This window comes from Hydrogenobacter sp. T-8 (assembly GCF_011006175.1).
Classification (GTDB): domain Bacteria; phylum Aquificota; class Aquificia; order Aquificales; family Aquificaceae; genus Pampinifervens; species Pampinifervens florentissimum.
Window position 1 is genome coordinate 350,900 of record NZ_CP048795.1, and the last position, 26,165, is coordinate 377,064.

General features: G+C 42.8%; 30 protein-coding genes, 1 tRNA gene and 1 pseudogene. 5 read left to right on the forward strand and 27 right to left on the reverse strand.

The annotated features are described in order from the left end of the window. Positions 1–12 precede the first annotated feature (12 nt). The 3 genes from G3M65_RS01990 to G3M65_RS02000 all read right to left on the reverse strand — a co-directional run bounded on the left by G3M65_RS01990 (position 13) and on the right by G3M65_RS02000 (position 1,992). Positions 13–939 carry a DNA-methyltransferase gene (locus G3M65_RS01990; protein WP_173832900.1) on the reverse strand — a complete coding sequence of 309 codons (927 nt, stop codon included), beginning with the start codon at positions 937–939 and terminating at the stop codon, positions 13–15. Further along, positions 936–1,646, reverse strand: a complete 711-nt coding sequence (locus tag G3M65_RS01995; RefSeq protein ID WP_173832901.1) for a hypothetical protein — start codon at positions 1,644–1,646, stop codon at positions 936–938. Before G3M65_RS01995 ends, G3M65_RS01990 begins: the two co-directional genes overlap by 4 nt. Before the next feature lie 61 nt (positions 1,647–1,707). After that, positions 1,708–1,992: an apurinic/apyrimidinic endonuclease family protein gene (locus G3M65_RS02000; protein ID WP_173832902.1), complete on the reverse strand. Its 285-nt coding sequence runs from the start codon at positions 1,990–1,992 to the stop codon at positions 1,708–1,710. A 22-nt stretch (positions 1,993–2,014) separates the two neighbouring features. Between G3M65_RS02000 and obgE the strand changes: the two genes are divergently transcribed. Genes obgE through G3M65_RS02015 form a run of 3 tightly spaced genes read left to right on the forward strand, consistent with a single transcriptional unit; the run spans position 2,015 to position 4,812 of the window. Then, the gene (obgE, locus tag G3M65_RS02005; protein ID WP_173832903.1) at positions 2,015–3,049 is read left to right on the forward strand and encodes a GTPase ObgE; all 1,035 of its coding nucleotides are present in this window, start codon (positions 2,015–2,017) and stop codon (positions 3,047–3,049) included. Further along, complete coding sequence (locus tag G3M65_RS02010) at positions 3,015–3,950, forward strand: DNA double-strand break repair nuclease NurA (protein ID WP_173832904.1); 936 nt, start codon at positions 3,015–3,017, stop codon at positions 3,948–3,950. Before obgE ends, G3M65_RS02010 begins: the two co-directional genes overlap by 35 nt. Next, positions 3,943–4,812 carry an AEC family transporter gene (locus G3M65_RS02015; protein ID WP_173832905.1) on the forward strand — a complete coding sequence of 290 codons (870 nt, stop codon included), beginning with the start codon at positions 3,943–3,945 and terminating at the stop codon, positions 4,810–4,812. The genes G3M65_RS02010 and G3M65_RS02015 overlap by 8 nt, the downstream gene beginning before the upstream one ends. Here the strand turns inward: G3M65_RS02015 and G3M65_RS02020 are convergent. After that, entirely contained in the window at positions 4,809–5,162 is a 354-nt protein-coding gene (locus G3M65_RS02020) for a nucleotidyltransferase domain-containing protein (RefSeq protein WP_173832906.1), read from the reverse strand. The genes G3M65_RS02015 and G3M65_RS02020 overlap by 4 nt on opposite strands. Further along, positions 5,116–5,499 carry a HEPN domain-containing protein gene (locus G3M65_RS02025; protein WP_173832907.1) on the reverse strand — a complete coding sequence of 128 codons (384 nt, stop codon included), beginning with the start codon at positions 5,497–5,499 and terminating at the stop codon, positions 5,116–5,118. The genes G3M65_RS02020 and G3M65_RS02025 overlap by 47 nt, the downstream gene beginning before the upstream one ends. 25 nt (positions 5,500–5,524) lie before the next feature. On the opposite strand from G3M65_RS02025, the gene G3M65_RS02030 reads away from it, so the two are divergent. Both G3M65_RS02030 and queC read left to right on the forward strand, forming a co-directional pair. Further along, a tRNA-Leu gene (locus G3M65_RS02030) sits at positions 5,525–5,608 on the forward strand. Positions 5,609–5,616: 8 nt separating this feature from the next. Then, on the forward strand, positions 5,617–6,267 hold the full coding sequence (gene queC / locus G3M65_RS02035) for a 7-cyano-7-deazaguanine synthase QueC (protein WP_173832908.1): 651 nt from the start codon (positions 5,617–5,619) through the stop codon (positions 6,265–6,267). Positions 6,268–6,270: 3 nt separating this feature from the next. Here queC and pyrF read toward each other — a convergent pair whose 3' ends face one another. The 22 genes and pseudogenes from pyrF to fliF form a co-directional block, all read right to left on the reverse strand. Continuing rightward, positions 6,271–6,939 (reverse strand): orotidine-5'-phosphate decarboxylase, encoded by a 669-nt coding sequence (pyrF, locus tag G3M65_RS02040; protein ID WP_173832909.1) that lies wholly within the window; start codon positions 6,937–6,939, stop codon positions 6,271–6,273. Then, positions 6,932–7,540, reverse strand: a complete 609-nt coding sequence (gene hisH / locus G3M65_RS02045; RefSeq protein WP_173832910.1) for an imidazole glycerol phosphate synthase subunit HisH — start codon at positions 7,538–7,540, stop codon at positions 6,932–6,934. Before hisH ends, pyrF begins: the two co-directional genes overlap by 8 nt. Next, positions 7,541–8,377 (reverse strand): cytochrome c biogenesis CcdA family protein, encoded by an 837-nt coding sequence (locus tag G3M65_RS02050; RefSeq protein WP_173832911.1) that lies wholly within the window; start codon positions 8,375–8,377, stop codon positions 7,541–7,543. Positions 8,378–8,401: 24 nt separating this feature from the next. Then, positions 8,402–9,604, reverse strand: a complete 1,203-nt coding sequence (locus G3M65_RS02055; protein ID WP_173832912.1) for a TolC family protein — start codon at positions 9,602–9,604, stop codon at positions 8,402–8,404. Next, positions 9,601–10,107 carry a thioredoxin family protein gene (locus G3M65_RS02060; RefSeq protein WP_173832913.1) on the reverse strand — a complete coding sequence of 169 codons (507 nt, stop codon included), beginning with the start codon at positions 10,105–10,107 and terminating at the stop codon, positions 9,601–9,603. The genes G3M65_RS02055 and G3M65_RS02060 overlap by 4 nt, the downstream gene beginning before the upstream one ends. Next, positions 10,091–11,137 (reverse strand): chemotaxis-specific protein-glutamate methyltransferase CheB, encoded by a 1,047-nt coding sequence (gene cheB, locus G3M65_RS02065; RefSeq protein WP_173832914.1) that lies wholly within the window; start codon positions 11,135–11,137, stop codon positions 10,091–10,093. The genes G3M65_RS02060 and cheB overlap by 17 nt, the downstream gene beginning before the upstream one ends. Continuing rightward, a complete protein-coding gene (locus tag G3M65_RS02070; protein WP_173832915.1) occupies positions 11,125–11,919 on the reverse strand; it encodes a CheR family methyltransferase in 795 nt (264 codons plus the stop codon). Before G3M65_RS02070 ends, cheB begins: the two co-directional genes overlap by 13 nt. Further along, positions 11,919–13,877 (reverse strand): methyl-accepting chemotaxis protein, encoded by a 1,959-nt coding sequence (locus G3M65_RS02075; RefSeq protein ID WP_173832916.1) that lies wholly within the window; start codon positions 13,875–13,877, stop codon positions 11,919–11,921. Before G3M65_RS02075 ends, G3M65_RS02070 begins: the two co-directional genes overlap by 1 nt. Next, entirely contained in the window at positions 13,870–14,349 is a 480-nt protein-coding gene (locus G3M65_RS10495; protein ID WP_254426292.1) for a J domain-containing protein, read from the reverse strand. Before G3M65_RS10495 ends, G3M65_RS02075 begins: the two co-directional genes overlap by 8 nt. Next, on the reverse strand, positions 14,346–14,807 hold the full coding sequence (locus tag G3M65_RS02085) for a chemotaxis protein CheW (RefSeq protein ID WP_173832917.1): 462 nt from the start codon (positions 14,805–14,807) through the stop codon (positions 14,346–14,348). The genes G3M65_RS10495 and G3M65_RS02085 overlap by 4 nt, the downstream gene beginning before the upstream one ends. Next, positions 14,800–16,362 carry a methyl-accepting chemotaxis protein gene (locus G3M65_RS10615; RefSeq protein ID WP_305793578.1) on the reverse strand — a complete coding sequence of 521 codons (1,563 nt, stop codon included), beginning with the start codon at positions 16,360–16,362 and terminating at the stop codon, positions 14,800–14,802. Before G3M65_RS10615 ends, G3M65_RS02085 begins: the two co-directional genes overlap by 8 nt. Positions 16,363–16,364: 2 nt before the next feature. Beyond that, positions 16,365–16,874, reverse strand: coding sequence for a PAS domain-containing protein (locus G3M65_RS02095; protein WP_173832919.1), 510 nt, complete (start codon positions 16,872–16,874; stop codon positions 16,365–16,367). 451 nt (positions 16,875–17,325) lie between these two features. After that, positions 17,326–17,589 (reverse strand): annotated as a pseudogene (locus G3M65_RS10650) (methyl-accepting chemotaxis protein); the annotation flags it as partial. 736 nt (positions 17,590–18,325) lie between these two features. Continuing rightward, positions 18,326–20,257, reverse strand: coding sequence for a chemotaxis protein CheA (locus G3M65_RS02105; protein WP_173832921.1), 1,932 nt, complete (start codon positions 20,255–20,257; stop codon positions 18,326–18,328). Next, positions 20,254–21,204: a chemotaxis protein gene (locus G3M65_RS02110; RefSeq protein ID WP_173832922.1), complete on the reverse strand. Its 951-nt coding sequence runs from the start codon at positions 21,202–21,204 to the stop codon at positions 20,254–20,256. The genes G3M65_RS02105 and G3M65_RS02110 overlap by 4 nt, the downstream gene beginning before the upstream one ends. A gap of 2 nt (positions 21,205–21,206) precedes the next feature. Continuing rightward, entirely contained in the window at positions 21,207–21,482 is a 276-nt protein-coding gene (locus G3M65_RS02115) for a methyl-accepting chemotaxis protein (RefSeq protein ID WP_173832923.1), read from the reverse strand. Further along, complete coding sequence (locus G3M65_RS10620) at positions 21,418–22,332, reverse strand: methyl-accepting chemotaxis protein (protein ID WP_173832924.1); 915 nt, start codon at positions 22,330–22,332, stop codon at positions 21,418–21,420. Before G3M65_RS10620 ends, G3M65_RS02115 begins: the two co-directional genes overlap by 65 nt. A 3-nt stretch (positions 22,333–22,335) precedes the next feature. After that, positions 22,336–22,728: a chemotaxis response regulator CheY gene (gene cheY / locus G3M65_RS02125; protein ID WP_173832925.1), complete on the reverse strand. Its 393-nt coding sequence runs from the start codon at positions 22,726–22,728 to the stop codon at positions 22,336–22,338. A gap of 10 nt (positions 22,729–22,738) precedes the next feature. After that, positions 22,739–23,299 (reverse strand): protein phosphatase CheZ, encoded by a 561-nt coding sequence (locus G3M65_RS02130; protein ID WP_254426293.1) that lies wholly within the window; start codon positions 23,297–23,299, stop codon positions 22,739–22,741. A 17-nt stretch (positions 23,300–23,316) separates the two neighbouring features. After that, the gene (fliN, locus tag G3M65_RS02135) at positions 23,317–23,694 is read right to left on the reverse strand and encodes a flagellar motor switch protein FliN (protein WP_217422983.1); all 378 of its coding nucleotides are present in this window, start codon (positions 23,692–23,694) and stop codon (positions 23,317–23,319) included. Position 23,695: 1 nt separating this feature from the next. After that, positions 23,696–24,655 carry a flagellar motor switch protein FliM gene (gene fliM, locus G3M65_RS02140; RefSeq protein ID WP_173832926.1) on the reverse strand — a complete coding sequence of 320 codons (960 nt, stop codon included), beginning with the start codon at positions 24,653–24,655 and terminating at the stop codon, positions 23,696–23,698. A 2-nt stretch (positions 24,656–24,657) separates the two neighbouring features. Continuing rightward, a complete protein-coding gene (gene fliF / locus G3M65_RS02145; protein ID WP_173832927.1) occupies positions 24,658–26,163 on the reverse strand; it encodes a flagellar basal-body MS-ring/collar protein FliF in 1,506 nt (501 codons plus the stop codon). Between the last annotated feature and the right edge of the window lie 2 nt (positions 26,164–26,165).

The following is a 26,165-nucleotide window of genomic DNA, read 5'->3' on the forward strand; positions in this document are numbered from 1 at the left end:
ATATAATATGTGCTATTCAAATAAACTAACCTTTTCTTTGAGCCTTCTTGTCGCTATCTCATAGTAGTGCTTATTTATCTCAATGCCAATAAACCTTCTACCTGTCTCTTTACAAGCTATAGCAGTAGAGCCACTACCCATAAAAGGGTCAACCACCAAGGCTTTTTCTTTTGTGGTAAGTTCAATCAGAAACCTCAAGAGTTTTATAGGTTTTACGCTTGGATGGTCGTTGAAAGCACCCTTTTCTTTCCTGTCTGGTTTTTCAATTAGAAAATATCTATCCATAACCTCATCTATGCTATCTGTGGTTATTATGTTAGACGGGAACATCCCTTTTCCTTGCTTTATTTTGACATTAAACAACCCAACTCCATACTTTGCAAAATTTTCCAATAATGTGCCTTCTGGAGGCTTTTGAGCTACCATTATAGGCTCGTAGTTGCTTTTTACCTTCGGAACTTTGTATGCTCTTAGCTCTTCTCTTAGTTTTTCTTTCACCTCGGGAGGAAAAGCAGTTCTATCAAGAAAATGTTCAAGACTAAAAGCCTTTGGCTGATTTTGTGTATATATCCAAAGAAATATATCTCTAATCCAAAACCCAGCATCCTCTGTAGAACATACAAGCCTATGGAACAATCTTGGATGGGAAAAAGAGAGAAACCAGCCACCCGGCTTTAAAATCCTGAAAACCTTATAAGCTACAGAGGAGAACCATTTTCCAAACTCAACAGCCTGCTCTGGAGAAAATTTCATACCTACAGGTAAGTATTTAACAGTTCCTACACTGCTTTTTGCCCTCAATACCTCTTCATGAGACCATTTATTGTCAAGTTTATCAAGAAAATAAGGTGGGTCTGTAAGGACTAAGTCCACAGTATTCTCTGGGATTTTTTCCAACCAAACAAGTGCATCGCCAAGTATAAGTTCTATATCTTTCATAGTTCTTTCCCTTCATATTTTAGCTTTAAAATTTTGTAAACCTGTTTTTGAACCTCTTCAGACGCCCTCAACACTACTCTTGGATTTGCTATGGTTATAACTCTTCCGAGTTTATCAAAGACGAACCAATCTCTGTATGCACGGTTACATTCATCACACTGGGGTATGTATCCCTTAGATTCGTCCTTAGGGTCTATGTGAGCCCTTTGGAGCTTTGTTATGCGTCTTGGATTTTTTAGATTTGGTTTTCCCTCCTCCGAACCACAAGTAGCACATCTGTAATTGTAAACTTGTTTAAGTTTTTCGAAATCCACATCACTAATTCCAACTTTTCTATGTGGAGTCCAACCGGGATAAGGCTCTTCAAGAGACACCAAAAGGTAGCTATCCTTTGGAATTTTTACTTCCAAATGATTTCCTCTCGTGGATGATATTATATACCAACCCTTTTGTCTTGCAAGATGTCTTGCTTGTTGAACATCATTGGTATCAGGATACAAACTCCTGATAAACTGGGTTAGCTCAGACTTAGAAACTGGTCTGGTTTTGGGGTAATCTTTTGCGAGATATACTAGAACAAGTCCATCTTTAGTATACTTACCATTTTTTATAAGATGTGGTAGTTTTACACCTCTGTCTTTTAAGTGCTTCTCCCAATAAACCCTTACAAGTTCATATATACTCCTAATCTCTTCATCGCTTAGCATTTCAGGTTCAAATTATATCATGCGGAGACTCCTTCATCTCCAAGCCCTTCCCAGCTATTTTTCAAGGCTTAGCATCAAGGTAAATATATAACTCCGAAAGGAGCTTTTCCACCGCTTTCTCTTTTTGCTTTGCCTCAAGGATAAGGTCTGAACCCAGCCTAAATATACCACAGCCCAAGTATAGGGAAATTTCTAATAGCCTTTCAAAATCTTTTAGGTTTTTCTCCAATACATCCATGACTTTTTGATAGCTCAGATTGGAGAGCCTAAACTTCCTATTAGTAGTTATCTTGCCATCTGCAGTAGAGCAGAAAAACCCTACCTTTATGCCCTTGAGTTCAAACACAGGGGAATTATACTTATTTCTTATGTTCGTTGATAGGGTAAAAATACACGTTAAGGCTGGGAATGGTGGCAATGGTGCGGTTGCTTTTCTAAGGGAAAAATACAGACCCTTTGGTGGTCCTGCGGGTGGAGATGGTGGAAAGGGTGGGGATGTGGTTTTGGTAGCCACAGGGAGAAAACATACCCTTTATGACTTTAAGTTTCAAGCGCATTTTAAGGCTCAGAGGGGAGAGCATGGTAAAGGGAAAAACCAGAAGGGCAAGGATGGAGAAGACCTAATAATAGAGGTGCCAGTAGGGACGGTGGTTATTGATGCAGAAACTGGAGAAGTCCTTTGCGACCTTGTAAAAGATGGGCAAAGGTGCGTGGTGGCAAAGGGTGGGAGAGGTGGAAGAGGCAACGCACACTTTGCAACACCTACCAATCAAACACCAAGATACGCAGAAAAAGGGGAGAAGGGAGAAGAAAGGTGGCTCATATTGGAGCTAAAGCTCATAGCGGATGTGGGTCTTGTAGGGCTTCCTAATGCGGGAAAGTCCACTCTAATATCTGTCCTTACAAGGGCAAAGCCAAAGATAGCGGACTATCCCTTTACTACCCTTTCTCCTGTCTTGGGTGTTATGGATTTGGACGAAGAGAGGCATGTGGTAATTGCGGACATCCCCGGTCTTATAGAGGGTGCGAGCCAGGGAAAGGGTCTTGGTCTTGACTTCCTAAGGCATATAGAAAGAACTAAGTTGCTCTTGCACTTGGTAGACATATCAGAGGGAAGGGCAGAGGACCCTATAAAAGCCTTTCAAACAGTCTTGAAGGAGATGGAAAACTATAGTCCAGAACTCCTTAAAAAACCTCAGATAGTAGTGGGAACAAAACTTGACGCCCTATCAGACAGGTCTTATATAGAAAGCTTAAAGAAGGTCTTTGAAAGTATGGGTTATCCCTTTGTAGCCATATCCGCTGTGACTGGTGAGAACCTCAATGATTTAAAATACCTCATAGGAAGGAAGTTAGAGGAGCTTAAGGATGCAGAGCTTGGGAAGATACAAGTTGTCTCTTAGTCCACATCAACCACAGGAAATAGAATCCAATGAAATAGAAGAATCTCTGCAGTTTTCCGACCTTGCGGAAGAGCCAAAGGTATACGATGGATACGTGCCAGAAAATTTCAGTCTTGTGTTTATAGACGGAGTAAGACGCACCGAGTGTCTTGCCTATGTTAGAGATGAGGAAACAGGAGAGAGTTTTGAGGGTGCTTTCTTATCCTTGGGTGCTGGTGCCCTAAGGATAGAATACGGAAAACTAAACCTTTTAAAGGAATCTCTTATACTCCATAGAGTGGAACGGCTTTTCTTTCATAAAGGTGGTATTCTTGTGGACGAATTGCTTGGGTTTAGACCGTATGCGGTTGAGGGAGAGCTTTCTGTGGAAATTAACAGATACATGAGAGAAGAGCTTGAGGCAAGGCTCGCCCTACAAATTCAAAAGGAAGTCAAGGACAGTCTTGTAATATGCGATGGAATATTGAGCTATAAGCTCAGGAAAACACCCTTTCTGGGTCTTGTAAAAAGCATGAAAAAGCTCTATATGGATAGGTCGTATCTTCCTCTTTTATACACTTTGAGGCTTGGACAAAGAAGCCCTATTATGAAAGTCCACTACCAGCAAGAACAAGAAGAGAAGGAAAAGGTAGATAAGTATACATGGTATGTAAAGCTCACAGAACACGAAGGGCTACAAGGTCTTGTAAGAGTTGAGGTCTTCAAAAGGGACTTTGAAGAGGTAAAAAGGCTTGCGGACATCTCCGCAGGAGTGATTCCTCTCTTTGCCAGCCAATCTTTCCAAGATAGAAGGTCTCCACAAAATCTTTTACCCATAGGCAGGCTTGAAAAGTTTCTCAGACTTCATTTAGGTCCATACCGCATTATAAGGAGGCAGATAGAGAGCTTTTTCTATGCTTGAGGTCTTTCTTACCGTAAGCATTGCATACATACTCAAAAGGCTTGGTCTGTTTTCCGAGGAACATTCTAAGGTTTTGGTAAACTACGTGTTATATTTTGCCCTTCCTTTGTTAAGCTTTAAGACCGCACATAATATAGGTCTTTCTAAGGAAGTGGCTTTTATCGGCGTTGGTGCTTGGCTTGTAATAGCCTTGTGTATAATCACTTCATATCTCGTAGGTAAGGCTCTCAAGCTCAAAAAATCAGACCTCAGGACACTTATGATGGCTTCTGCCTTTGGCAATACAGCCTTTCTTGGCTATCCTTACAGCTTTACCTACTTTGGAGAGGAAGGGCTAAAGTATGCGGTTATCTACGACAGCGTAGGTTCTTTTCTTGCGGTATCCTCTTTGGGCTTTTTTATAGTAAGCGGTAGTCTTCAATTAAGGTCCATAATACTCTTTCCACCCTTTCTTGGCTTGTTATTTGGCTTTCTGCTAAGGGCTTATGAGCTTCCAGCCTTCTTTTGGAAGTTTGTGGACTTTTCTATTGCATCGCTACTGCCAGTGGTTTTGTTTTCTCTGGGTCTTTCCCTTGAGTTTTCTCATGTTGGTAAAGGTCTTAAACTCTTGGCTACCGCCATTGGCATAAGGATGTTTCTATCTCCACTTTTTGCCCTTTTGGTATTTAAAGCCTTGCCTGTGAGCGAAAGCGCTTACAGGGTCTCTGTGCTTGAGTCCGCTATGCCTACCATGATAACCGCAAGCCTTTTGGTGCTAAGGTATGGGCTCAACCACAGCCTTGCCTTTGCCAGTGCAGGTCTTGGCATTATTCTGAGTTTTTTGAGCATTCCTGCATGGGTTTATATCCTAAATAAGTTCTAAGAAAGCCAAACAACTTCCTTTTGTAAAACCTCTCTGTAAAACCTGGTGTCCTTTAGCTTTTCTATCTCCTCTTCTGTATAAACCAGCAAGTCCGCAGGCACAGGAAGTTCAGTGGTATCAAAGGCAAGAGGTCTTCTTATAAAGGGTTCATTGCTTTTGGAGACTATCACCACTATATCCACATCGCTTCCCACGTTCCAATCTCCTCTTGCGTAAGAGCCAAAATAGCCTACCTTTAACACTTCAGGGTGTTCTCTTTTTACCTTCTTTACCCATTCAACGAGAGCCTTTTCCACATCCTCTTTAGAGACCCATCTGAAGACGGACGAATTCAAGAACCTTACTGGCATATTCTATTGCCTCCTTTGCTTGCTTTTGTGTAAAGTGTTCGTAAGGTGCACCCATAGGAAAGCCGTTGGGATATCTTGTGGGTATGTAATAAAGGTCAAGCATTTTGGCAAGGTCTAAAAGCTCTTCAGGGATTTCTATTGGTAAATCCTTAAGCAACCTACTAAGAGAATGACCCCAAGCTTCTTGCTTAAAGTAATAGTGAAGAGCCTTTATAGCTTTTTCTGCGGACTGATGGCTGGCAAAACACGCCCACTCGTAGTCTCCCATCTCCAAAGACCTTTTGGCATGCTCAAGGTCTCGCTCAGCTTGTTTATACCAATCTATGCTTCTATCCATGAAAAGAATTATAATTTTCTACACAGCCGGAGTGGCGGAACTGGCAGACGCAGGGGATTCAAAATCCCCCGCCCGCAAGGGCGTGCGGGTTCGACTCCCGCCTCCGGCATAAAAGCCATGAAAAGGGTTATTGTTTTATTCTCTGGTGGAATGGATAGCACCACCCTCTTGTGGCTCTGTAAGAGAGAATTTCAAGAGGTCTACGCTCTATCCTTTGACTACGGACAAAGGCACAAGGTAGAGCTAAAGTATGCAAAAGAGTTAGCTCAAATAGCGGGTGTAAAGGAGCATATACTGGTGGAAGTGCCTCACTACAGGCTCATTAAAGGTTCAGCCTTATTGGAAGGTGGTCCAGAAGTGCCAAAGGGAGAATACACCCAAGATGTGCCACCTACCAATGTGCCAATGAGAAACCTTGTCTTTCTTGCCATTGCCAGCTCCTTCGCAGACAGCCTTGGAGTGGAATACATAGCCATAGGCGTTCACGCCCTTGATACTCCCTATCCTGACTGCAGGACAGAGTTTATAACTGCGATGGAATCCGCCATAAACGCAGGCTCCGCCTACGTGGCAAAAACAAAAAGGAGAGTGCATGTATATGCACCCTTTCTTGGTATGAGTAAGGTAGATATAGCAAAACTTGGAAAGGAGCTGGGTGTCCCCTTTGAAAAGACCTATTCCTGCTATAGGGGGACTGAGCCTCCCTGTGGTGTGTGTGCCACCTGTATTCAAAGACAAGAGGCTCTCAAGGCTATAGGCTATGTTTAATTACTACATTCTCAAAAGTATCTCCTCTACCCTCTTTACAGGATTCTCCGCCCTCAGAATACTTCTACCCATCACAATTATGTCCGCACCAGCACTTAGAGCCTCTTCAAGGCTTACCACCCTCTTTTGGTCTTCCACAGGGTCTCCCTCCAACCTAACACCGGGAACAACCGCGATAAAAGGCTTAGAGGCTTTCTCTTTGAGATAGCTTAGCTCCTTACCAGAGCAGACTATACCGTCAAAGCCTTCTTTGAGGGCAAGTTCGGTAAAGTGGAAAACCTGTTCCTCTCTGCTTCTACAAAGACCAATGTCTTGTATATCCTCATCGTCAAGGCTTGTTAGCAGAGTGACTCCAAGGAGCTTGAGCTTTCCTTTTACCTCCACTGCAGACCTGAGGGCAGATTTCCCTGCGGATATATGAACTGTAAGATAGTCCGCACCCAACTCCTTTGCAGACAAAACTCCCTCCTTTACCGTATTGGGAATGTCATGGAGCTTAAGGTCAAGAAAAAGCTCAAATCCCTCCTCCTTTATGTGGTCTGTTATTGCTCTATGATGACAGATGAAAAGTTTATAGCCCACTTTAAAAAGTAGAGGATAGCCCCTAAGAGATCTCACCAAGTCTTTGGCTTGTTGAAGGTTTGTGTCTAAGGCTATGCAGAGCTTAGCCATAAAGCCTCCTTCTGAAGTTTTCAAGAAGCCTTAGTCCAGCCTTTTGGCTCTTTTCTGGATGAAACTGGACCGCAAAGATATTTTCATACTCTATTGAAGAGACGAAGTCAATACCGTAATCGGTGGTGGTAAGAACTATATCCTGTCTCTTTGGCACTACATGGTAAGAATGGACAAAGTAAAAGTATTCGCCCTCTTTGATGCCAGTAAGAAGGTCAGAAGGCTTTTGCCTCCAGAGCTGATTCCAACCTATATGTGGCACTTTGACCTTTGGTGGAAGTAAAACTACCTCGCCTTCAAGCACTCCAAAGCCTTCTGTTTCTCCAAACTCATAACTCCTTTCAAAGAGTAGTTGAAGCCCAAGGCATATGCCCATATATGGCTTTCCCTTTTCAATATGCCTTAGTATCTCTTTCAAAAGCCCAAGTCTCCTTAAGTTTTCCATGGCATCTCTAAAGGCACCCACACCCGGTAAGACCAATACCTCCGCCTTCTTTACCTCTTCTGGGTCTGAGCTGACCTTTACAGAAAAACCTACCTTCTCAAGTGCCTTTGATACGCTCCTTAGATTTCCCATTCCGTAGTCTATCAGAAGAAGCATCTATGCACCCAGCAGAAGAGATATCTCCGCTAACTTGCCCGTGGTAAGCAAGACCCCTAAAAGGATAAGCAAAAGCCCGCCCACAACCTCCACAACACCAAAGAAGCGTCCAAAACTTCTCACGAAGCCAAGAAAGGCAGAGAGCAAACCACCCGCTATGAGAAAGGGAATACCCATACCCATAGAATAGGCAAAGAGAAGGCTCGCACCTTGAAGAGCGGTCTCCTGTTGACTGGCATACAGCAGGATTGAGCCAAGCACTGGACCTATGCAAGGACTCCATCCAAAGGCAAAGAGCATACCCACCGCCAAAGCACCCAATCCAGAAACACTACCCTTCATTTCCTTTCTCATCTGCCTGTATAACACTTCATGAAGACCAAAAAGGTAAAGAAAAGCTACCACAAGAACTATGCCCAATAGGTCAAAGAGGGTCTTCTGAGAAATAATGCCGAGAAAGAAGAAAGCAAGTATAAGTGCGGACACACCTGCCAGCTCCTTTAAAAAACTGGGTCTTAGCATAACACCAGCAAAATGCAGACCAAAGAAAACCACTATACCACCACCCACCTTCGCTATGTGGTCTTGATACTCTCTCAAGAGCCCCCCTATACCCGTTGCGGTAGCACCCATAAGGGTAAAGACTATGGAAAAACCCACCACAAAAAGAAGCGAAGCCATAAAAGCCTTCTTGCTAAAGCCACCCTTTTCTTTTACCTCCTGTGCTCCTATGCCAGATATGTAGGATATATAACCGGGAATTATAGGCAGGACGCAAGGAGACAGAAAGGACAACAAGCCAGCGGTAAAGGCTATAAAAAGAGATACCTCACTCATTTTTCAGCCTCCATGATAAATATATTACTCCAGAGCCTCAAAGGGTTCACGACCAGCAAGACTAAGGAGCTTTGCCCACAAGAGAATAAGCTTATACCGAGCTTCCATGAGCTGTCTTTCCGCCTCGCTTTTCTCTGCCATGGCATAGCCAAGGTCAAAGGCAAGCTCCAGCTCATACTCAGACCTTCTCAAGGTTAGATTTTCCTCCGCAAAGCGGTCTTTTACTATAGCCTCTGTGAGCTTAGCCCTTAGGTATTCCCATTCGTAGGGTGCGGAGAAGAACATTAGCCTCAGGCTTGCCTCAATGCCTTCCCTTTCTGACTGGGCTGACCTTTTTAGAGAAGCCAAGTAATCAACCTTGTATTGTCTGCCTGCATCATAAATGGGTGTGGAAAGCTCAAGACCGCTTTTATCTGTGGATATCCTCAGGCTGAGCCTTGGAGATATTACTTGCCTTACAACTTTTATATCCTCCTCGTAGCTTTTAACCTCAAGGTCTTTTATTCTTAGGCTCGTGTTTTTCTCAAGGGCTTCTTTTAAAAGCTCTGGGAAGGGTTTTATTAGCCTATCTACCTCTCTTGTTGGCAGGTCTTCAACCTGTATTATGGCTTCGTAGGGTATGCCAGCAAGCTCCTTTATTTGAAGAAGGGTGTGATTATACATGTGCTGTGCATAGAATAGCTCTGACCTTTTTTCTCTGTAGACGCTTTCAAGCCTAAGGACTTCATGGTCTGTGGCAAGACCCAGCTCTTTCCTTTCCCTTGCCCTATCAAAACGCACATAGGCTATAGCCATCTCCTCTCTCTTTACCTCGCTAAGTTTCTTGTATAGCTGAGCTTCTGCAAAGAGCCTTATTATCCTAAGCTGTAGGTCTATGTGGAGTTGTCTTAGCATCAGCTGTGCGGTATCTCTCCTTATCCTTGAAAGCTCTATCCTTGACTTAGTCCGCTGGAACTCATACAGAGTGCTTACTACCGTAAGGTTGGCATCTAACTTTGTATCCTTTTTATCAAGGTCATAAAGAAGTGAAGCACCTGCGTAGACTATGGGTAGGTAATACTTTTGTGCAAGCTGATAGTCTATCTCAAGAGCATTTATCTGATGTCTTAGTCTCTGAAGCTCCTTGTTGTTTTTGAGTGCGAGTTCATACACCTTTTTGTAATCAAGGGTTATTATCTCCTGAGAGAAAGACATACCGAAGAAAAGAAGGATGGCAAGAAATATCATCTCCCTTTGTTTTCTCTTAAGAACTGCACCAAGTTTTTATTTCTGTAATGCCCTTCCACCACATACCTGCCTATAAGGATAAACTCCTGAGGTTCTATATAACCCGGCACCTTTGCCACCACCTTACCCTCTTGGTCAAAAAACATAAAGACTGGAGTCAGTCTAACACCGTGCTTTAGAGAAAACTGCCTCTCTGTGAGCTTTTTCCCATCAAGGTCCACCAATTCATTAGCACCTTTTATATCTATTTCCAACATGTAGAAATACTTTGTGAAATACTCCTGAACTCTCCTGTCTTGAAAGGTCACCCTCCTCATCTTATCGCAGAAGGGACACCCCTCCTGATGGAACATTATAAAAAGAAACTTGTTTTCCTTCTTTGCTTCCTCAAAGTCTTCTTTCAGATTAAGAAAGGAAGGCTTCAAGAAGGGTATGGCTTCTGCAGAAAATACAAGTAAGGGAGTTAAAAGTATTAGCAGGAAATATTTAGCTACATACTTCATGGCGTAAACCTCCACATAGCTCTCTTACCTTCTTTCCCATTTCTTCCACAGGCATAATATAAGTATATGCACCAGCTTCTATGGCGGAGCATGGCATTCCGCATACGACGCATGTGGAGGGCTCTTGAACTATTACGGTAAATCCCTTTTCCTTAAACTTCTTTGCCCCCTCTGTGCCATCATTTCCCATGCCTGTAAGTATAAGAGCTACTGGACTTTTCGCCTTTTCCGCCATGCTTTTGAAAAGCACATCAGCAGAGGGTTTTACTATTGTTTGAGGTTCTTCATGAACTCTGAGTATAAAAGACTCATTTTTCCTTTCCAAAGAACCATTCTTTCCTCCTGGGATAACTACGAAAAGCTCCCCTTCAAGCTTCATCCCATCGTAACCCTCTTCTACCCTTAGATGGGTTTCCTTTGAAAGCCACTCCGCAAGCCCCTTTGTGAAGGTAGGAGGCATGTGTTGAGCTATAACCACGGGAACAGGAAGTCTTCCCATGTTCTTTATTAAAACAGGCAAAACCTTTGGTCCACCAGTTGAAACACCAATACCCACAATATCCACCGCACTTTGGGTTTTTGTTTCTTGAACCTTTAAAGCCTGTGGAGAAAAGGGCTTTCTCTCAGACTTTTTCCTTGTGTAAAGCCTTAGCTTATCTACAAGCTCTTCAGCAACCTTTGAAAAGTCAAACTTTAATTTTGCAGAACCCTTTGAGATAAAGTCAACCGCTCCAGCCTCAAGGGCTTCAAAGGTTATCTTTGCTCCTTCAGTGGTATGGTCACTTATGACTATTATGGGAACATCCATATGCCTTTTTATTTCCTTTATAGCCCTTACTCCATCCATCTTTGGCATAACTATATCCATGGTTATTATGTCAGGCTTTAGTTCAAGGGCAAGCCTTACCGCCTCTTCTCCATCCCTTGCTTCTCCCACCACCTCCACATCCTTTACTTCTTCAAGAACCTTTCTCAATGCCATTCTTATGAATTTGGAGTCATCAACCAAAAGAACTCTCACTCTATCCATGGCTTATAAAAATATGAAAGCCTTCCACAAAATCGCCTCTCAATTTTCCCGTCAGGGTTGTCCAAAGGACCCATAATCAGAAAGCCTCCCTTCCTCATAGCCTTTATTAGATTATCATACACCTTTTTTCTCGCTTCATCGCTGAAGTATATAAGCACATTCCTGCAAACTACCAAGTCCACGTCCTTAATTGGGGGTTCGTCCATCAGATTATGCAGGTGAAATTCCACAAGGTTCTTTATTTCCTCTTTTACATGGTAATTGTTTCCATCCTTTAAGTCAAAGTATTTAAACAGGCTGCGGGGCGTGTTTCTAAAGGATCCCATAGGAATATCCTTATATATTCCTTTCGTGGCAATTTGAAGTGCATTTAGAGATATGTCAGTTCCAATGATTGTTAGCTTACCTTTAAGTGTATGGGCGATGTAGCCAAGCGAGGTGAGGTATTCTACCGCAAGCATGGCGATAGTATAAACTTCCTCACCGGTTGCACATCCTGCGGACCATATCTTTACGCCCTCTTCGAGCCTTTTAAAAATTTCGGGAAATATAGAATCCCTTATGCACTCAAAAACTTCCTTATCTCTGTAAAAATATGTTTCCTGTACACTAATTGCATCTATTATCCTCTGCCAACTATCTTCTTTTATATCCTTACCCTCAATGCCTACAAATATCTCCCTATTACCCTCGTATAGTTTCTTTAATCTATTTAACCTGGTTCCAGAAAGGGCAATGCCTATTCTTTTTTCTATGAGCTTTAAGACCTCAGAAAATTCCATTAGCCTCTTAATTCTTCTACCTTCTTCGTGGTCTCCTCCACCCTTTTTGTCAGCTCCACCATTTTTGAGAGGACTTCTTCAGAAGCGGACGCATTGTTATTGCTTATCTCCTTGAGACTTTCCATGTTACGGGATATTTCTCCCATACCTGCAGAAGTCTCTTCCATGCTTGCAGCTATCCTATGAAGCATTTCCCTTATTCTTCCTACTGCCTCCCTTATACTTTCAAAATCCTTACGGACAACATCCGTATTCCTGTAGCCTTCTTCTATGATGGAGACAACCTCTTGAACCGTCTGACTTACAGAGCTTGCCATCTTACCCACCTGCTCCGCAAGCCTACGAACCTCGTCCGCAACAACCGCAAAGCCTCTTCCTTGTTCTCCGGCTCTCGCTGCCTCTATTGCAGCGTTGAGGGCAAGAAGGTTTACCTGTTCCGCAATATCTTGAATTGCACCAGCTACATGCCTTATTCTCTCTCCTCCCTCTCTTACCCTTTTCATGGAGCTGCTAAAGTCCTCCATAAGCCTTGAGGATTCTTCAACAAAGTTTGAGGTTTCATTAGCGGACTGGAAGGCTAGCTCTGTGCTGTTTGAGGTCTCTCCGAGAGCAGAACTTATCTCTTCTATAGCGGTTGCCATTCTTCCTATAGCTTCAGTCTGTTTTCTTGTGCCTTCCTCCACCATTTCCATGGCTTTGCTAACTTCAACCGATGCGTTAGCCACCGATAGCAAAGAATCCACAAGAAACTCCATGACTTCCATAACCTTGTTTATCTTCTCTTTTATTACCAGCAAATCCCCCTTCTGGTCTGAGGTTATCCTTTTGGAGAAGTCTCCTTCAGAGGCGGATGCCATAACCTCTCTAATCTCATCTACCACATTGTTAATTGAGGACAAAAGCATATTTAGGTTTTGTGCCATTTTCCCAAACTCATCCTGACTTTTCACCTCAAGCCTTTTCCTAAAATTCCCCCTCTCCACAACTTCCCTTATTACCGTCTCTAACTCTCTTACACTGCCTGACAACCCCCTTATTATGAAAAGGGCCAATAAAAGGGAGATAAGCAGCGGCGGAAGGCCAAGAAGTGTTAAAAGGAAAAAGCCCTCAATAGCGGATGTTTTCATAGACTTGACCTCTTGCTTTGCTAAACTTACGAGGAACTCTCCTACCTCCGACATTTGGTCTATCCTCTCCGTAGACACCTTAAACCACTCATCTGGGTTAACCCCAAAAAAGTCCACCTTCTCCCTTATTAGTTGTCTAAACTTTTCTACCTCACTATCCTTCACCCTTTGTGCATACATCTCAACCGCTTTGCTTGGTGCTATGTCAGAGAAAACTCTAAGATAGGACTCCTGATTGGTAATCGCCCTATACCATATGTCTCTGTCTGAGGGCTCAAGCACATCCTTTGTAAATACGCTCACAAGTATAGCTCTTTCTTTTTCTGCACTTTCCTGTATATAAGCCAAAAGCACACTGCTTTCGAGAAGTCTAAATAGCTTAGCATTGTCCACTTTCCTTATCTCTTCCTTAAGGGCTATTAAGAGGCTCTCCACCATGTTGCTATAAAGATTAAAAGCATCCCCGGGTGTTATCTCAATTTTATCGCTCATATCTCTTGCATCCTTTAGGGGCAGAAGCCTGTTTTTGAATTCCTGTGGTAGTTTTTCTATCGCCTGGTCAGTTTCCGCCCTTTGTTTTTTGAGCTGGTCGCCAAACTTTGTGCCAGCGTGCGTCAAAAAGCTAACAGTTAAACCCCTCTCCTTTTGCACTTGGTAAACTACCTCGAGTATTGCCTTTTGGAGGTCAATGATGCTCTCCGCATGCCTTACATGGAGGAAGGGTCGGAGGACTATAAAGTAGGCAGAAAGGGTAGCAAAGAGTGTGGTTACAAGAAAAGGAAATAAGAAAAGAAGCATAACCTTCTTTCTGACGCTCAACTTCTTAAGCATTGTTGAACCTCCTTATATAGCCAATGAGCACCTGATAGTGGTAGTTTATAAGGAGCATTTTCTTGTGTGCGACCCTTTTGTCTTCTGCCTTATCTGGGTGGTTCAGTTTTACAAGTTTCCTGTATGCTCGTTTAAGTTCTTGCTCATTTAAGCTATTAAGCCCGAAGAACTCCATGGATTCTCTTATTTTTGCTGGATACAGGTTTGGCTTTTGGCAAAAACGCCAGTAGGTTTTTACATAGGAAGCTACAAGACTCCTCTTTCTTAGGGCAAACTGTGGATAATATGTAATCACATCCTCTATAGGGAAATACTTGAAGAGCTTTTTTATCATGTAAGATTCAAACCATGTCTTTAAAAACTCTTCATGCTTCCCATCAAAGCTTCTATAAAGGTCATAGAAGAGGGACTGAAAAAGCTCAAGCCTTTTTCTGTATATGTAGTCAAATACCCTAAAATAAAAGGTCTTCATATGCTATCCACCACGCGGTCAAACTCAATAATGCTTATTAGTCCTTGGGGTAGTTGGGCGACGTTTCGTATGTATTCGCTATACCTTCCAGACATGGGGTTTGGCTCAAGTCTTTCCTCTTCAATCCTTATCACACCCACCACTTCATCCACAAGAATTCCTACCTTTCCCTTATGGCTTTCCACCAACACAACTCTATCTCCTTCCCTTTCCCTTCTGAGTCTTAGTATGGTTTTGAGGTCAATAACGGGGAGTATCTCTCCTCTTATGTTTATAACACCTAAGATAAGTGGAGAAGAAAAGGGAACAGGCACTATGGGTAGGAGCTTTGATATTTCCACCACCTCCTTCAGAGGAACACCAAAAAGCTCACTCTCAAGATAAAAGCCCAAAAATTCAAAGAACTTGCTTACTCTCTGAAGACCCTTCTCCTTTACCACAGGCACTAAGTCAGCCATGGGCATACCTCCTTATACACTCAGCAAGGGCTTGTATTCTGTCTATTATCTGTTGAGAGTCAACAACATAATCCATAAGTTTGTTTATTGCCTCTTCAAGCTTTCCTTCTCTCATGAGCTGGATAATATGATTGCCATCCCTGTGATACTTAATGTGTGGCTCTTCTATAGCCTTAAAAAGGTTCACACATTCATCACCGTATCTTTTCATGTCCTCAAGACCCGTAGAATAATACCATTTACCCAAAGCACACTGAGTATGGTCCGCTAAGAACTCAAACCTCTTGTAAACTACGCTGTCGGTAACATTTTTCATAAAGTTAGCATGGTCTATAATGCGTTGAACGATGTTGATGTAGTCAGAGAATACACGGTCATCCTTTTTCATATCCCTTATGCTTAGCACTTGATCCCAGGCATCTTTGAGCATTTCGAGGGTGTGCTTTGCAGTATTGGCTGTTAGGTTGAGTATGTTCATTATGGTGGAGAAACTTCTCTGAAAATCCTTTGTGTTGCTGGTTATGTTTTTGTATGTGTCGATGATATCTTTAGAAATGGCTTTCACATCTGTAACTATGGTGTTTATAACCTCTCTCACCTGTGTGGTGCTTTGGGCTGTCTTTTCTGCAAGCCTACGAACTTCGTCCGCAACAACTGCAAAACCTCTCCCCGCCTCTCCAGCCCTCGCCGCCTCTATTGCTGCGTTTAGAGCAAGGAGGTTTGTCTGCTCCGCTATGTCCCTTATAAGGTTTATAACTGCGGTAACCCTCATGCTTTTCTCTACAAGGGAGTTGATCACCATGCTGGTATCTTCTGAAAGGCTTTTAAGACTCTCTACTTCTTGCAGTGTAGACTTCATACTTTCTACCGTATCCTCCGAAGACCTTACAACCTCTTCCATCATACGCCTTATGGTTTCCACCTCTTCTCCAGCCTTATAAAAGTCCTTTTTAAGAATTTCAAGGTTATAGTCTATACCATTACCCAAATTGCCGAATTCCTCCACCATTTCAAACATCTCTGCAAGCATATAACTTTTCTCTATTCCTTCTATAGCTTTTTGTATCCTATCCGCTGTAGTCTTAAATATCCCCGGAAAGCCTGATGAAACAAGCCTTCTGAAAAATTTACCTTGCTGGGCGTATTCTACCGCATAAACTATCTCCCTAAGAAAACACTCTACAATGTCTATAAAGTAGTTAAACTCTCTAACGGTCCCCCTAAGCTTGCCCTGAGCCTTTGGCATATACACCCTATCCTCCAAATACCCCCTGACCGCTTGGTGTAGCACCCTGCAAGCTTCTTTGAAAAACTCCTCCACTTGAGCCTTTTCCTCCTTGAGCCTTTTGTTTTCCTCCTCCAGCTCCTTTTCCTTTTTTAACTTTTGAGACAGTATCTCCTCATCCTCATAGCACTTTTCTTCTAAGTCTTTAAGACGCTGAGCTATAGCTCTTAGCTCCTCCTCAATACCAAGCCCAAGGTTTGGCAATTCCACTTCCTTCCCTTCCAAAACATCCTTCAAAAAGGTTTTTAGCCTTTCCATTTCCTTTCTCATGTTTATTCCCTCCAAAGTGTCCATATCCATTCTTCATAGGGCATGCCTTTCAGAACTTCCTGAAGAAGCCTCTCACTAGCCTGCATGCCACCAGACCTCTCCGCTTCAAGTAGTTTCTTGTATATCTCCTCTACCTTCCTAACCGCTTCTTTATTCGCCCTCCTTCTGTCGCTCTGATAACCGATTATATTTGTTCCACTTTCATCCCAAGAGGGTGTGACATGGGCGTATACCCAGTAGTAAGAGCCATCTTTTGCCATGTTCTTCACATAGCCCCAGAATTCCTTGCCTTGCTTTATGGTATCCCAAAGGAGCTTGAAGACTATGCGAGGCATATCGGGGTGTCTTATGATGTTGTGGGGCTTGCCTACAAGCTCTTCTTCAGTGTAGCCCGCTACCTCGCAGAATACTTCATTGGCGTAAGTTATTACGCCCCTTGGGTCTGTCTTGGAGACCAAAAACCTGTCTTCTGGCACTTCCCTTTCTTTGTTTATCGGGGTTGGTCTTTCCATGCTTCTACCTCCCTTCAAGATTTTTTATTAAATTATCAAACTCATTGAATATTTTGGAAAGACCGTCTTCAACCCCGTTAAACTCATGGAGTATTTCATCCCTTCTTCTTATAAGCTCTTCCGCTGGGTTTTCCTTTTTCAGCACCTCGAGGACTTTTTCAATATGTTGGTGGAAGCTATCATGATAGCCTTCAACCTTCCTGTATTCTGTATAATCTCCAAACCTTTCCATGCCATATCCATAATACCAATGAGCAAAGGTGCAATTTTTACTGTCTTTATAAAAACCTGTATCCACAAGGTTGTATATACAGAAATATGCGTTATGCTTGAAGATTATAAGGTCAAGTTTATAGGCGGTTATATTAAGAACATCCTCTATAAGGCTCGCGTGTTTTGATGTTTCATCCGCACTCCTGCTAAAGGTCTCCATTACTTTTCTTAATGAGTCCACATTTTCCGAAGATTCCTTTACATTCCTCACCACCTGCACCGACTTTTCCAGTGTAGCTCTCACTTCCTCTTGTATACTTGTGAGTATATGAGCTACCTCTTCTGTTGCCTTCTGGGTTCTTTCCGCAAGTCTACGAACCTCATCCGCAACAACCGCAAAGCCTCTTCCCTGCTCCCCAGCCCTTGCCGCCTCTATTGCTGCGTTTAGGGCAAGAAGATTTGTCTGCTCTGCCACCTCCCTTATAAGTTCTATTATACCCACCACATTCTTAGCCCTTTCTGAAAGAGTTGTTATACTCTTGTTTTCCTCTTCAACGCTTTTTACCACATCCACAAAACTCTTTGAAACACCTTCAAGCAATTCGACTCCTTTCTTGGAAAGCTCTGAGGTTTTCTGGCTTTCTATGCTTATGCTTTTTGCCTTTTCCACGCTCCTAAGAAGGTCTTTGTATATAACCTCAAGACTTGAAGCAATACCACCACCAAGCTGACCCAGTTGGGCATTAAGCTCTATCCTCTTCTTTAGCTCTGCATCTTCCTTCATGTCATGTAGAGGTTTTTTGAGAGCTTGAGCGGTTTGCTTAAATAGTCCCGGAAAACCTGTATCCACCACAGGTCTGAAAAACTTACCCTGTGCTGCGTACTCTATAGGAGTTCTTATCTCTCTTAGGAAGGTTTCTACCACGTCAAGGAAATAGTTAAGGTTTTTCGCCATTCTTTTCAGCTCACCCTCGTCCTTTAGAAGAACAATCCTATCATCCAGCTTTCCCCTTGATGCGGTTTCTAAGAGAAGGGCTATACGGTGTATGGTGTTTTTTGCATGCCTTACGCTTACAAAGATAACCCAAGCAAGTAAGAAGTTGGCAATGTTTAGGACCCTTATGGGTTCAAAGCCGTATTTGTAAAACTCCACACCAAGAGCTATAGCAAAAAGAAGTATAGAGGTTATGTTAGCATACTGAACCTTATCAAGACTGCTCCATCTCATATAAAACCTCCTAAAATACTCCTACAGTTCTCCTTATTAAACCCACAGGGTCAAGGATTAGCACTATGCTACCGTCTCCTGTGATTGTAGCTCCAGAGATGCCTTCTATGTCTCCAAAAACCTTACCAAGTGGTTTTATAACCACCTCTTCATCTCCGAGCATATCTTCAACAGCAAGAGCAACCCTCCTATTACCTATCAAACAGACCACTATGTAGCCTATTTTGTTCATATGTATACCGAGTATCTCTCCAAGGCTAAAAAGGGGTATTGTGCTTTCTCTAAGTATAAGCACATCCTCTCCGGACACATGGGAAACCATTGCATCATCACCACTCACTATTTCAAGCACGGAGTATATGGGAATGGAGAAGAGTCTTCCACCGATACTAACAAGAAGGGATTTTATGATGCCTACGGTGAGCGGGAAGCTCATAACCACCCTTGTCCCCTTACCCCTTTCGCTCCAAACATCTACCGTTCCTCTGAAGTTTATAACGGTGTTCATAACCACATCCATACCCACGCCTCTGCCGGAGACCTCGGAAACCCTGTCTGCGGTAGAAAAGCCTGGACTGAATATAAGAGACAGAAGCTCTTTCTCTGTCATCTTCTCTGCTCTTTCTGGTGTTATTATGCCTTTCTCTATAGCCTTTCTTTTTACCTTCTGCACATCTATGCCCCTTCCGTCGTCCTCAACAGATATAAAAACCCTGTCCCCTTGATAGTAGGCTTTGAGCTTTAATTGCCCTACTTTTTGTTTCCCTAATCTCTCCCTTTCCTCTACTGGTTCTATACCATGGTCAATGCTGTTTCTAAGAAGATGTATAAGTGGTTCTTCAAGTTTCTCTATTAGAGATTTGTCCATCTCCGTATCTTCTCCCTCCATTATAAGCTGGACTTCTTTTCCTAAGAGCCTTGAAAGGTCCCTTACCACTCTTGGAAACTTTTGAAAGAGCTTTTTTACAGGTTGCATTCTTGTTTTCATGACCGCAAGCTGTAAATCGCCCACTATACGGTCAACGGAAGAAACAACTGTTTCTAATTCTTCAACAGCCCTTGACTGGTATTCTTCAGATAGAGATTGGATAGTTTTTAAAAGTCTGTTCCTTTCAAGTACCAGCTCACCTACAAGGTTCATAAGGTTCTCTATCTTTTGCACATCTATACGCAGGACCCTCTCCACCTCTTCCTCTTTTTTACCTTCTTTCCTTTCACGAGACTTTTCTTCTTCTACCTTCTCCTCTTTTGCGGGACTTTGGACTTCTGGTGTAGAGGGCTCTTCCATATTTTCTTCAAGGAATCTTCCTTCCGCATACAACATCATAATTTTGTCTGCCTCTTCTTCTATTTCTCTTGATATCTCTGCCGGTGGTGTAGTTTTCTTAATGAGATTATCTATTAAATCTATAAGCTCCTCCGGTCTTTTATCTGGAGGCATAAGGACAAGTTCTTCAAGTATTTCTTCTATGCTTTTACCCTTAAGATGGGAAAGACCATACTTATCAAGTAGCTCTTCAAGGGATGGTTTCTTCTCTTTTTCTGAAGCAATCCTTCCACCTTGCAGTATTGTGGAAAGCATGTGGATAAGAGACTGGTCTATACTGACTTCTTCATTCCTTGAGTAAAGGAAAAAGGATTCCCTTATAAAGTCAATAGCTTTGAGGATTGCATCGCCTATTTCTCGGCTAAAAGAAAGTTCACCGCTTCTGATTTTACCGAGCACATCTTCCGCCTTGTGTGCGGTTTCCACTATTGCGGAAAGACCAAGAAAGCCAGCACCTCCCTTTATGGTATGCATACTTCTGAAAGCTGAGTTTATTAAGTCTGAATTCTCAGGGTCTTTTTCCAGTTCTAAAAGTATCTGTTCAAGATTATCAAGATGCTCCTTAGCTTCCACAACAAACTCTTCAAATATCTCCCTCATTTCTTCTGGTATCATAGCTTGCCACCTCCTGCTTTATCAACAAGCTCAAGCATTTCCTTTGCATCAAACTTGACAAGGTAAGCGTCCGCACCCACGCTCATTGCCTTTTGTTTGTTCGCCTCATCGGAAAGCGTTGTATTCACTATAACTGGCAGGTGCATAAGACCGGGCGTCTCTTTTATTTTTTTAGTAAGGGTTAGACCATCCATGCGTGGCATTTCAATATCTGTAAACACAACCTGCACAAAGTCCTTTATGTTCTTGTTTTCCGCCTTTGCCCTTTCAAGAAGTTCATTGAGTTTTTCCCACGCTTCAAGACCATCCTCACAAGCTATGATAGTGTGTCCAGCACTTTCTAATGTGTCGCTTATTATTTTCCTTGCCACAGCAGAATCCTCAGCAAGAAGAACGGTGTAGTGCATCGTTTCTTTTTGAGCCAATTCTTTTGCCTCCATTTCTCCAAATATCTTAAGAATACCCATATCGTGCAATATGCCCTCAAAGTCAAGTATGAGAAGCATTCCTTCTTCCGTATCCACAACTCCCGTTATTCTACCACCAAGCTTTATATTCAAAATCTCTGGAGGCTTTTTTATGTCCGCCCAAGATATACGCATTATCCTCTTGGCGTCATGCACTATAACACCAACCTTCTCTCTGAGGAATTCAAGATGAAGCAGATACTTTCTCCGCTCTGGAGGTTCAGGTATACCCATCCATCTTGCCAAGCTGACCACCGGTATAAGCTCTCCTCTTACCTCAGCCATTCCTTCCAAAAACTCTGGCATGTTTGGCACTCTAGTTATCTGAGGAAGTCTTAAAACTTCCCTCACCTTTGCCACGTTAACACCCAGTATCCACTGATAGAGACCTTCAGGTCTGTCTTCGTATACCCTGAAATTAACTATCTCAAGCTCGTTCGCCCCAGTCCTCAAAACCTCAGGCATCGCATAGGTGTCCATGTTTAACCCTCCTTCTTCATGTCCAACACCTCATTTTCTAATTCCCTTACCACAGCCTTCATTTCTCCAGCTATCTTATTGGAGATTTCCGCAAGCTTTCTGAACTCGGCAGCAACAACGGAAAAGCCCTTACCCATCTCTCCTACCCTTGCCGCTTCAATAACCGCATTAAGTGCGAGAAGATTGGTCTGTTTTGCAATGCGTGTGAGGTTGTCAGAAAGCTCCCTTATCTTCTCCATCTGCCCCAAGAGTCTTTCCATGGATTCTACCTTTTCCATAACTTACCTCCTCAATGTTTTTTTCAAGCTCTTCCATATATTCCTTCATTTTTCCCATAAGTTCCTCATAGATTTCCTTTACAGCCTTAAGCCTGTCCTCTATTATTTCCAATATGGTCCGAGTATCGTCTGAGGTATCCTTGAGGGACTTTATATCCTCAAGACCAACCTCTATCTTTTCCGCTATGTTCCTTATTCCATCTCTTATTTCCTTAAGGTTTCTACTTATGTCTTTTGCAGATTCCATGGATTTCTGGGCTAGCCTACGAACTTCATCCGCAACTACCGCAAAGCCTCTTCCTTGCTCTCCAGCTCTTGCCGCCTCTATTGATGCATTGAGGGCAAGGAGATTGGTCTGTTCTGATATACCCTCTATTATCCTCGTTATGTTTTCTATGTATTTGGATTTTTCCCTGAGCTCGTCTGTCAGCTTTTTCATGTTATGCATGTCCTGAGTTTCTTCTTCCAGTTTTTTGAACATATATCCTATAAGCTCAAGCCCATTTATAAGGGTTCTATAAACATCCTCAAACTCTTTGAGACTTTCCTCAAAGTTTTCCCTTATATATTTAGCTCTTTCAAGAATAGGCTTAAATATTTCCATGAGGTTTGGCGGTGGAATTTCTTCTGATTCCTCCACCTTTTCTACTTTTCTAAATATGCTAACATTCTCAGAGATTTTTACTTCCTCACCCTCTGGTCTTCTTTCAAAAAGAATCTCCCCATCAAGCTCTATCCTTACACCTTCAGAGATATTGTTGAGTGCAAGCTCATAGAGGGCTTTTATTCTTTTGAGCCTCTCCAGTTCAGCCCTCAACTCTTCTTCTTCCTTTTCTTTTTTCCAAAACATCCTCTACCCTCCTTTGATAGCAGTCCAAACCTTCTCTATCTTTTCCTTCAAGGTCTCTGGTGTAAAGGGTTTGACCACATAGTTGTTTGCTCCAGCTTGAATTGCTGCAAGCACGTTCTCCTTTTTTGCCTCTGCGGTAACCATTATTACGGGTATTCCTTTAAGTTTATCGTCCGCCCTTATCTGCTTTAAAGTCTCAAGACCATCCATCTCCGGCATATTCCAGTCAAGAAGCACAAAGTCAAAGCCTCCACTTCGTAACTTTGATAGAGCTTCTTTTCCGTTCTCTGCCTCCTCCACGTTTGTATAACCAAGCTGGTTAAGTATTGTCCTTATTATCTTTCTCATAGTGCTCATGTCGTCAACCACAAGAAACTTAGCCTCCTTCGGTGGCATGCCTTACCTCCTAAAGTCCAAGTTCTTCAAGAAGTTTATCCACATCTTCTTGAAATATCCTATCACCGGTGAGCATTTCTGTAGCCTTACCTACAATTTTCTCCTTCTGTTCAATGGAAAGAGAAGATGCCTCTATGGAAGATAGAACAATTTTCAGTATGGTTTTCTTTATATTATCCAGAACTTCTATCACTCTTTTTATCTGCTGGCTGGCAAGGTCTTGGAAGGACATCAGGGTTATCACCTGAAGGAGTAGTTCAGAGAGTTTCTTTGACCTTTCCTTTATGCTTTCAAGCCTTGACCTTATACTGCTTACTGGGTTCAGGCTCAGAAGAAAGTCCACATCCTCCTGAACCTTTTCCAACTCTTTCATAAGGTCATTTATAATTCCCATTATTTGATGGACGCTCTGCTCTGTGAATTTTATTACATCCTCCAAGCTACCGCTTGCCATAGGAATGGTGCTTGACGTTTCCTCGAGTGGCTTTACCACCTCATCCAGCTTTGCCTCAAGGCTCTTTACCTCCTCCAGTAACTCCCTAACAAGCTGTTTTACATCTTCCATAGCCATTTTTCTCTCCTTTCCTATTATACAACCTTCTTTATTCTCTCTTCCCTTGCTATTATGTCAATGATCCTAACTCCGAACCTGTCCTCTACTATGACTATTTCTCCCTTTGCTATCAGCTTCCCGTTTACCTTTATGTCCACAGGTGTTTCCACGTTTTGCTCCAGCTCCACCACAGAGCCGGGGGCAAGATGAAGTAGCTCACCGAGGGTCAATGTAGTAGAACCCACCACCACTTCAACCTGAAGAGGAATGTCCAGAAACCTTTTGAGCTTGTCTGACACCTCACTTTCTTTCTCTTCCACTTGTTCTTGCTGAGAACCCTTTGAGGCTTCTTCTTGCTCTTTCAGAGCGGATGCCCACATATCCGCAAGGTTTTCTTGCTTTTCCTCTTCCATATCAATCCTCCTTTTCCACGTGTTTGTATACTTTTATAGCCTTTTTGCCACCAAGCTGACCAAGGAAAGCCAGAAGTTTTGGTCTGTCCTGAACCCTGACTTCCAGAGATTCTCTAAGGGGTTTGTCAAGATATATAATATCTCCTTCTTTAAGTTCCAATACATCGCTAAAATTCATAGTTGTTTTTCCAAGAACTACTTCAAGCCTTAATGGTATCCTTTGAAAACTCTTAAGTATTTTCTCCTCAAAGTCCTTGTTTTTCATTTCCGGCGATCCCTTTAACACGTCCTTGTAAGGTGCTATAGCACTTTCTGGAATTGCCAATTGAACGTTTCCTTCACTACCTTCTATAACAATCGTCAGCTTTAGAAGTATGAGTTTTTCCTTTGCACGATAAACTGTCAGGAGAGCAGGATTTGTTTCTATTCCAACAGGGTTTATCTTTACATCCATGACAGTTCCCCATGCTATTTCTAATTCTTGATAACAGATATTCAAAAATCTTTGAATGAGCTTTGTTTCTATACGGGTGAAGTCCCTTCCTTCTATTTTATAGGGCTTTGCGCTACCACCAAATACGCTACTAACCACTATATATATGAGCTTAGGGTCTATTGCCAGAAGACATGTTCCTCTCAGGGGTTCAATATTAAACAAACCTATGGCACAAGGCACAGGTAGTTTTGCGGTAAACTCTCCAAACCTGACGATGCTAAGGCTTTCCTTGAATATACTTGGAATTGTAACCACAAGTGAGGCAAGCCCCCTTCTGAGCCCATTTATCCATCTTTCAAATATAAGCTCAAGACCCGGAATTCTCCCTGCGGATATATGTTCAAACAGTGAAAGGTCAAGGGGTCTTACCCTTTCCTCTTCTACCTCAGCCCTTTTCTCCTCCTCCTTGCCAAGCGTCTTAAGTAGCAGGTTAATCTCTTCTTGGCTCAGAAGTTCGTCCGCCATGTTTAGCCTTTACTCCTTAACCAGCTCTTGATTATCTTTGCAACCTTTTCTGGTTCTTCTTTCGCTGTTTTTACTATGGCTTCCACCGCTTCCACCTTTTCCGCCTTTATTCTTATCTCTTCAGCACCCTCTATAACCTCAAGGGTGGGTGCACCTGGAAGGACTGGAACTGGCACAACTTCCTTTCTTCTAAGAAGCCTTCTTAAGACAAGTAGGGCTATTATGCTTGCGGTAAGCACTAGAAAAACAAGAAGACCAAGTTTTACATACTTTTCATAGTCTGGTGTAGGTTTTTCAAAGGGTGGTTTCTGGAAGGGTATGGCTTCTACAGTTAGCACATCGCCTCGCTGGGGGTTTATTCCTGCTGATGCGGACACTATCCTTTTGACCTTTTCCAAGTCAAGGTTCTTTATGTTTGCATCTACAATAACTCCCACGCTGAGCCTTTTGACCTTTATCATCGGGTCAACGCTGTAGACCTCCTTCTTACTAACTTCGTAGTTTGTTATGGTTTCGCTCTTTTCAGTGAGAACTTGACCTGCTCCCACCACCACACCTGCACCCGGTGGAATATTTGCTTGTGCCCCAGGGACACCTGCACCACCGCCCGTGGTGGTTCTTTCCTTCTTCTTTTGTTGGCTTACCACTGCGGTCATGTCTGGGTCATAGATTTCCTCCTTCTGTTCCCTCTTGGTAAAATCAAGGTCTGCAGAAACTTTAACCTTTACAGAGCCAAAACCTATAGCCTCTTCCAAGGCTCTTTGCACTTCTCTTTCAAGCCTTCTTTCAAACTCCGCCTTCAGCTTTAACTCCTTATCGTGGACAGTGCCTTCTGTTTCCTCTAACATGGCGGTAAGATCCCTACCCTTATCGTCCACCACCACCACATTCTTTGGCTTTAGCCTTGGAACGCTAGCAGAAACAAGGTTTCTTATAGCTTTTACCTGCTCTGGTGTAAGCTCATAGCCCGGTTTTAGTTTTACAAAAACGCTTGCGGTTGGCTCTTCCTCTTCCCTGAGAAAGATAGATTTTTGTGGCATACCTATGCTTACCCTCACATCTTCAATACCAGACATTCTCAAGATTGTCCTGGCAAGCTCGCCTTCTACTGCCCTTTTGAAGTTTACCTGATTCTGAAAGTCGGAGACGCCTATACCAGTCTTGTCAAAGATTTCATAGCCTACTATCCCCTTACTGGGAATGCCTTTTGCTGCCAGCTTTAGCCTTATATCCCTAACTTGGGGTTCTGGGACTAGTATACTTTTTCCATCCTGACCGATTTTATAATTCACACCATCTTTGTCAAGCTCCGACATAACTGCAGACATGTCTTCCTGAGAAAGCCCAGAATAGAGAACCGTATAATTTGGCTTTGTGGCAAGAAGAGCTACTGCCAAGAGAACGCCGAGGGCAAGAAGAGGCACTGCCACAAGGGCAATCTTCTGGGTTGTGGATAGAGCCAGGAACCTTTCCTTAAGGTTGTTTAAGGCTTCCCTTATGTCCGCCATAT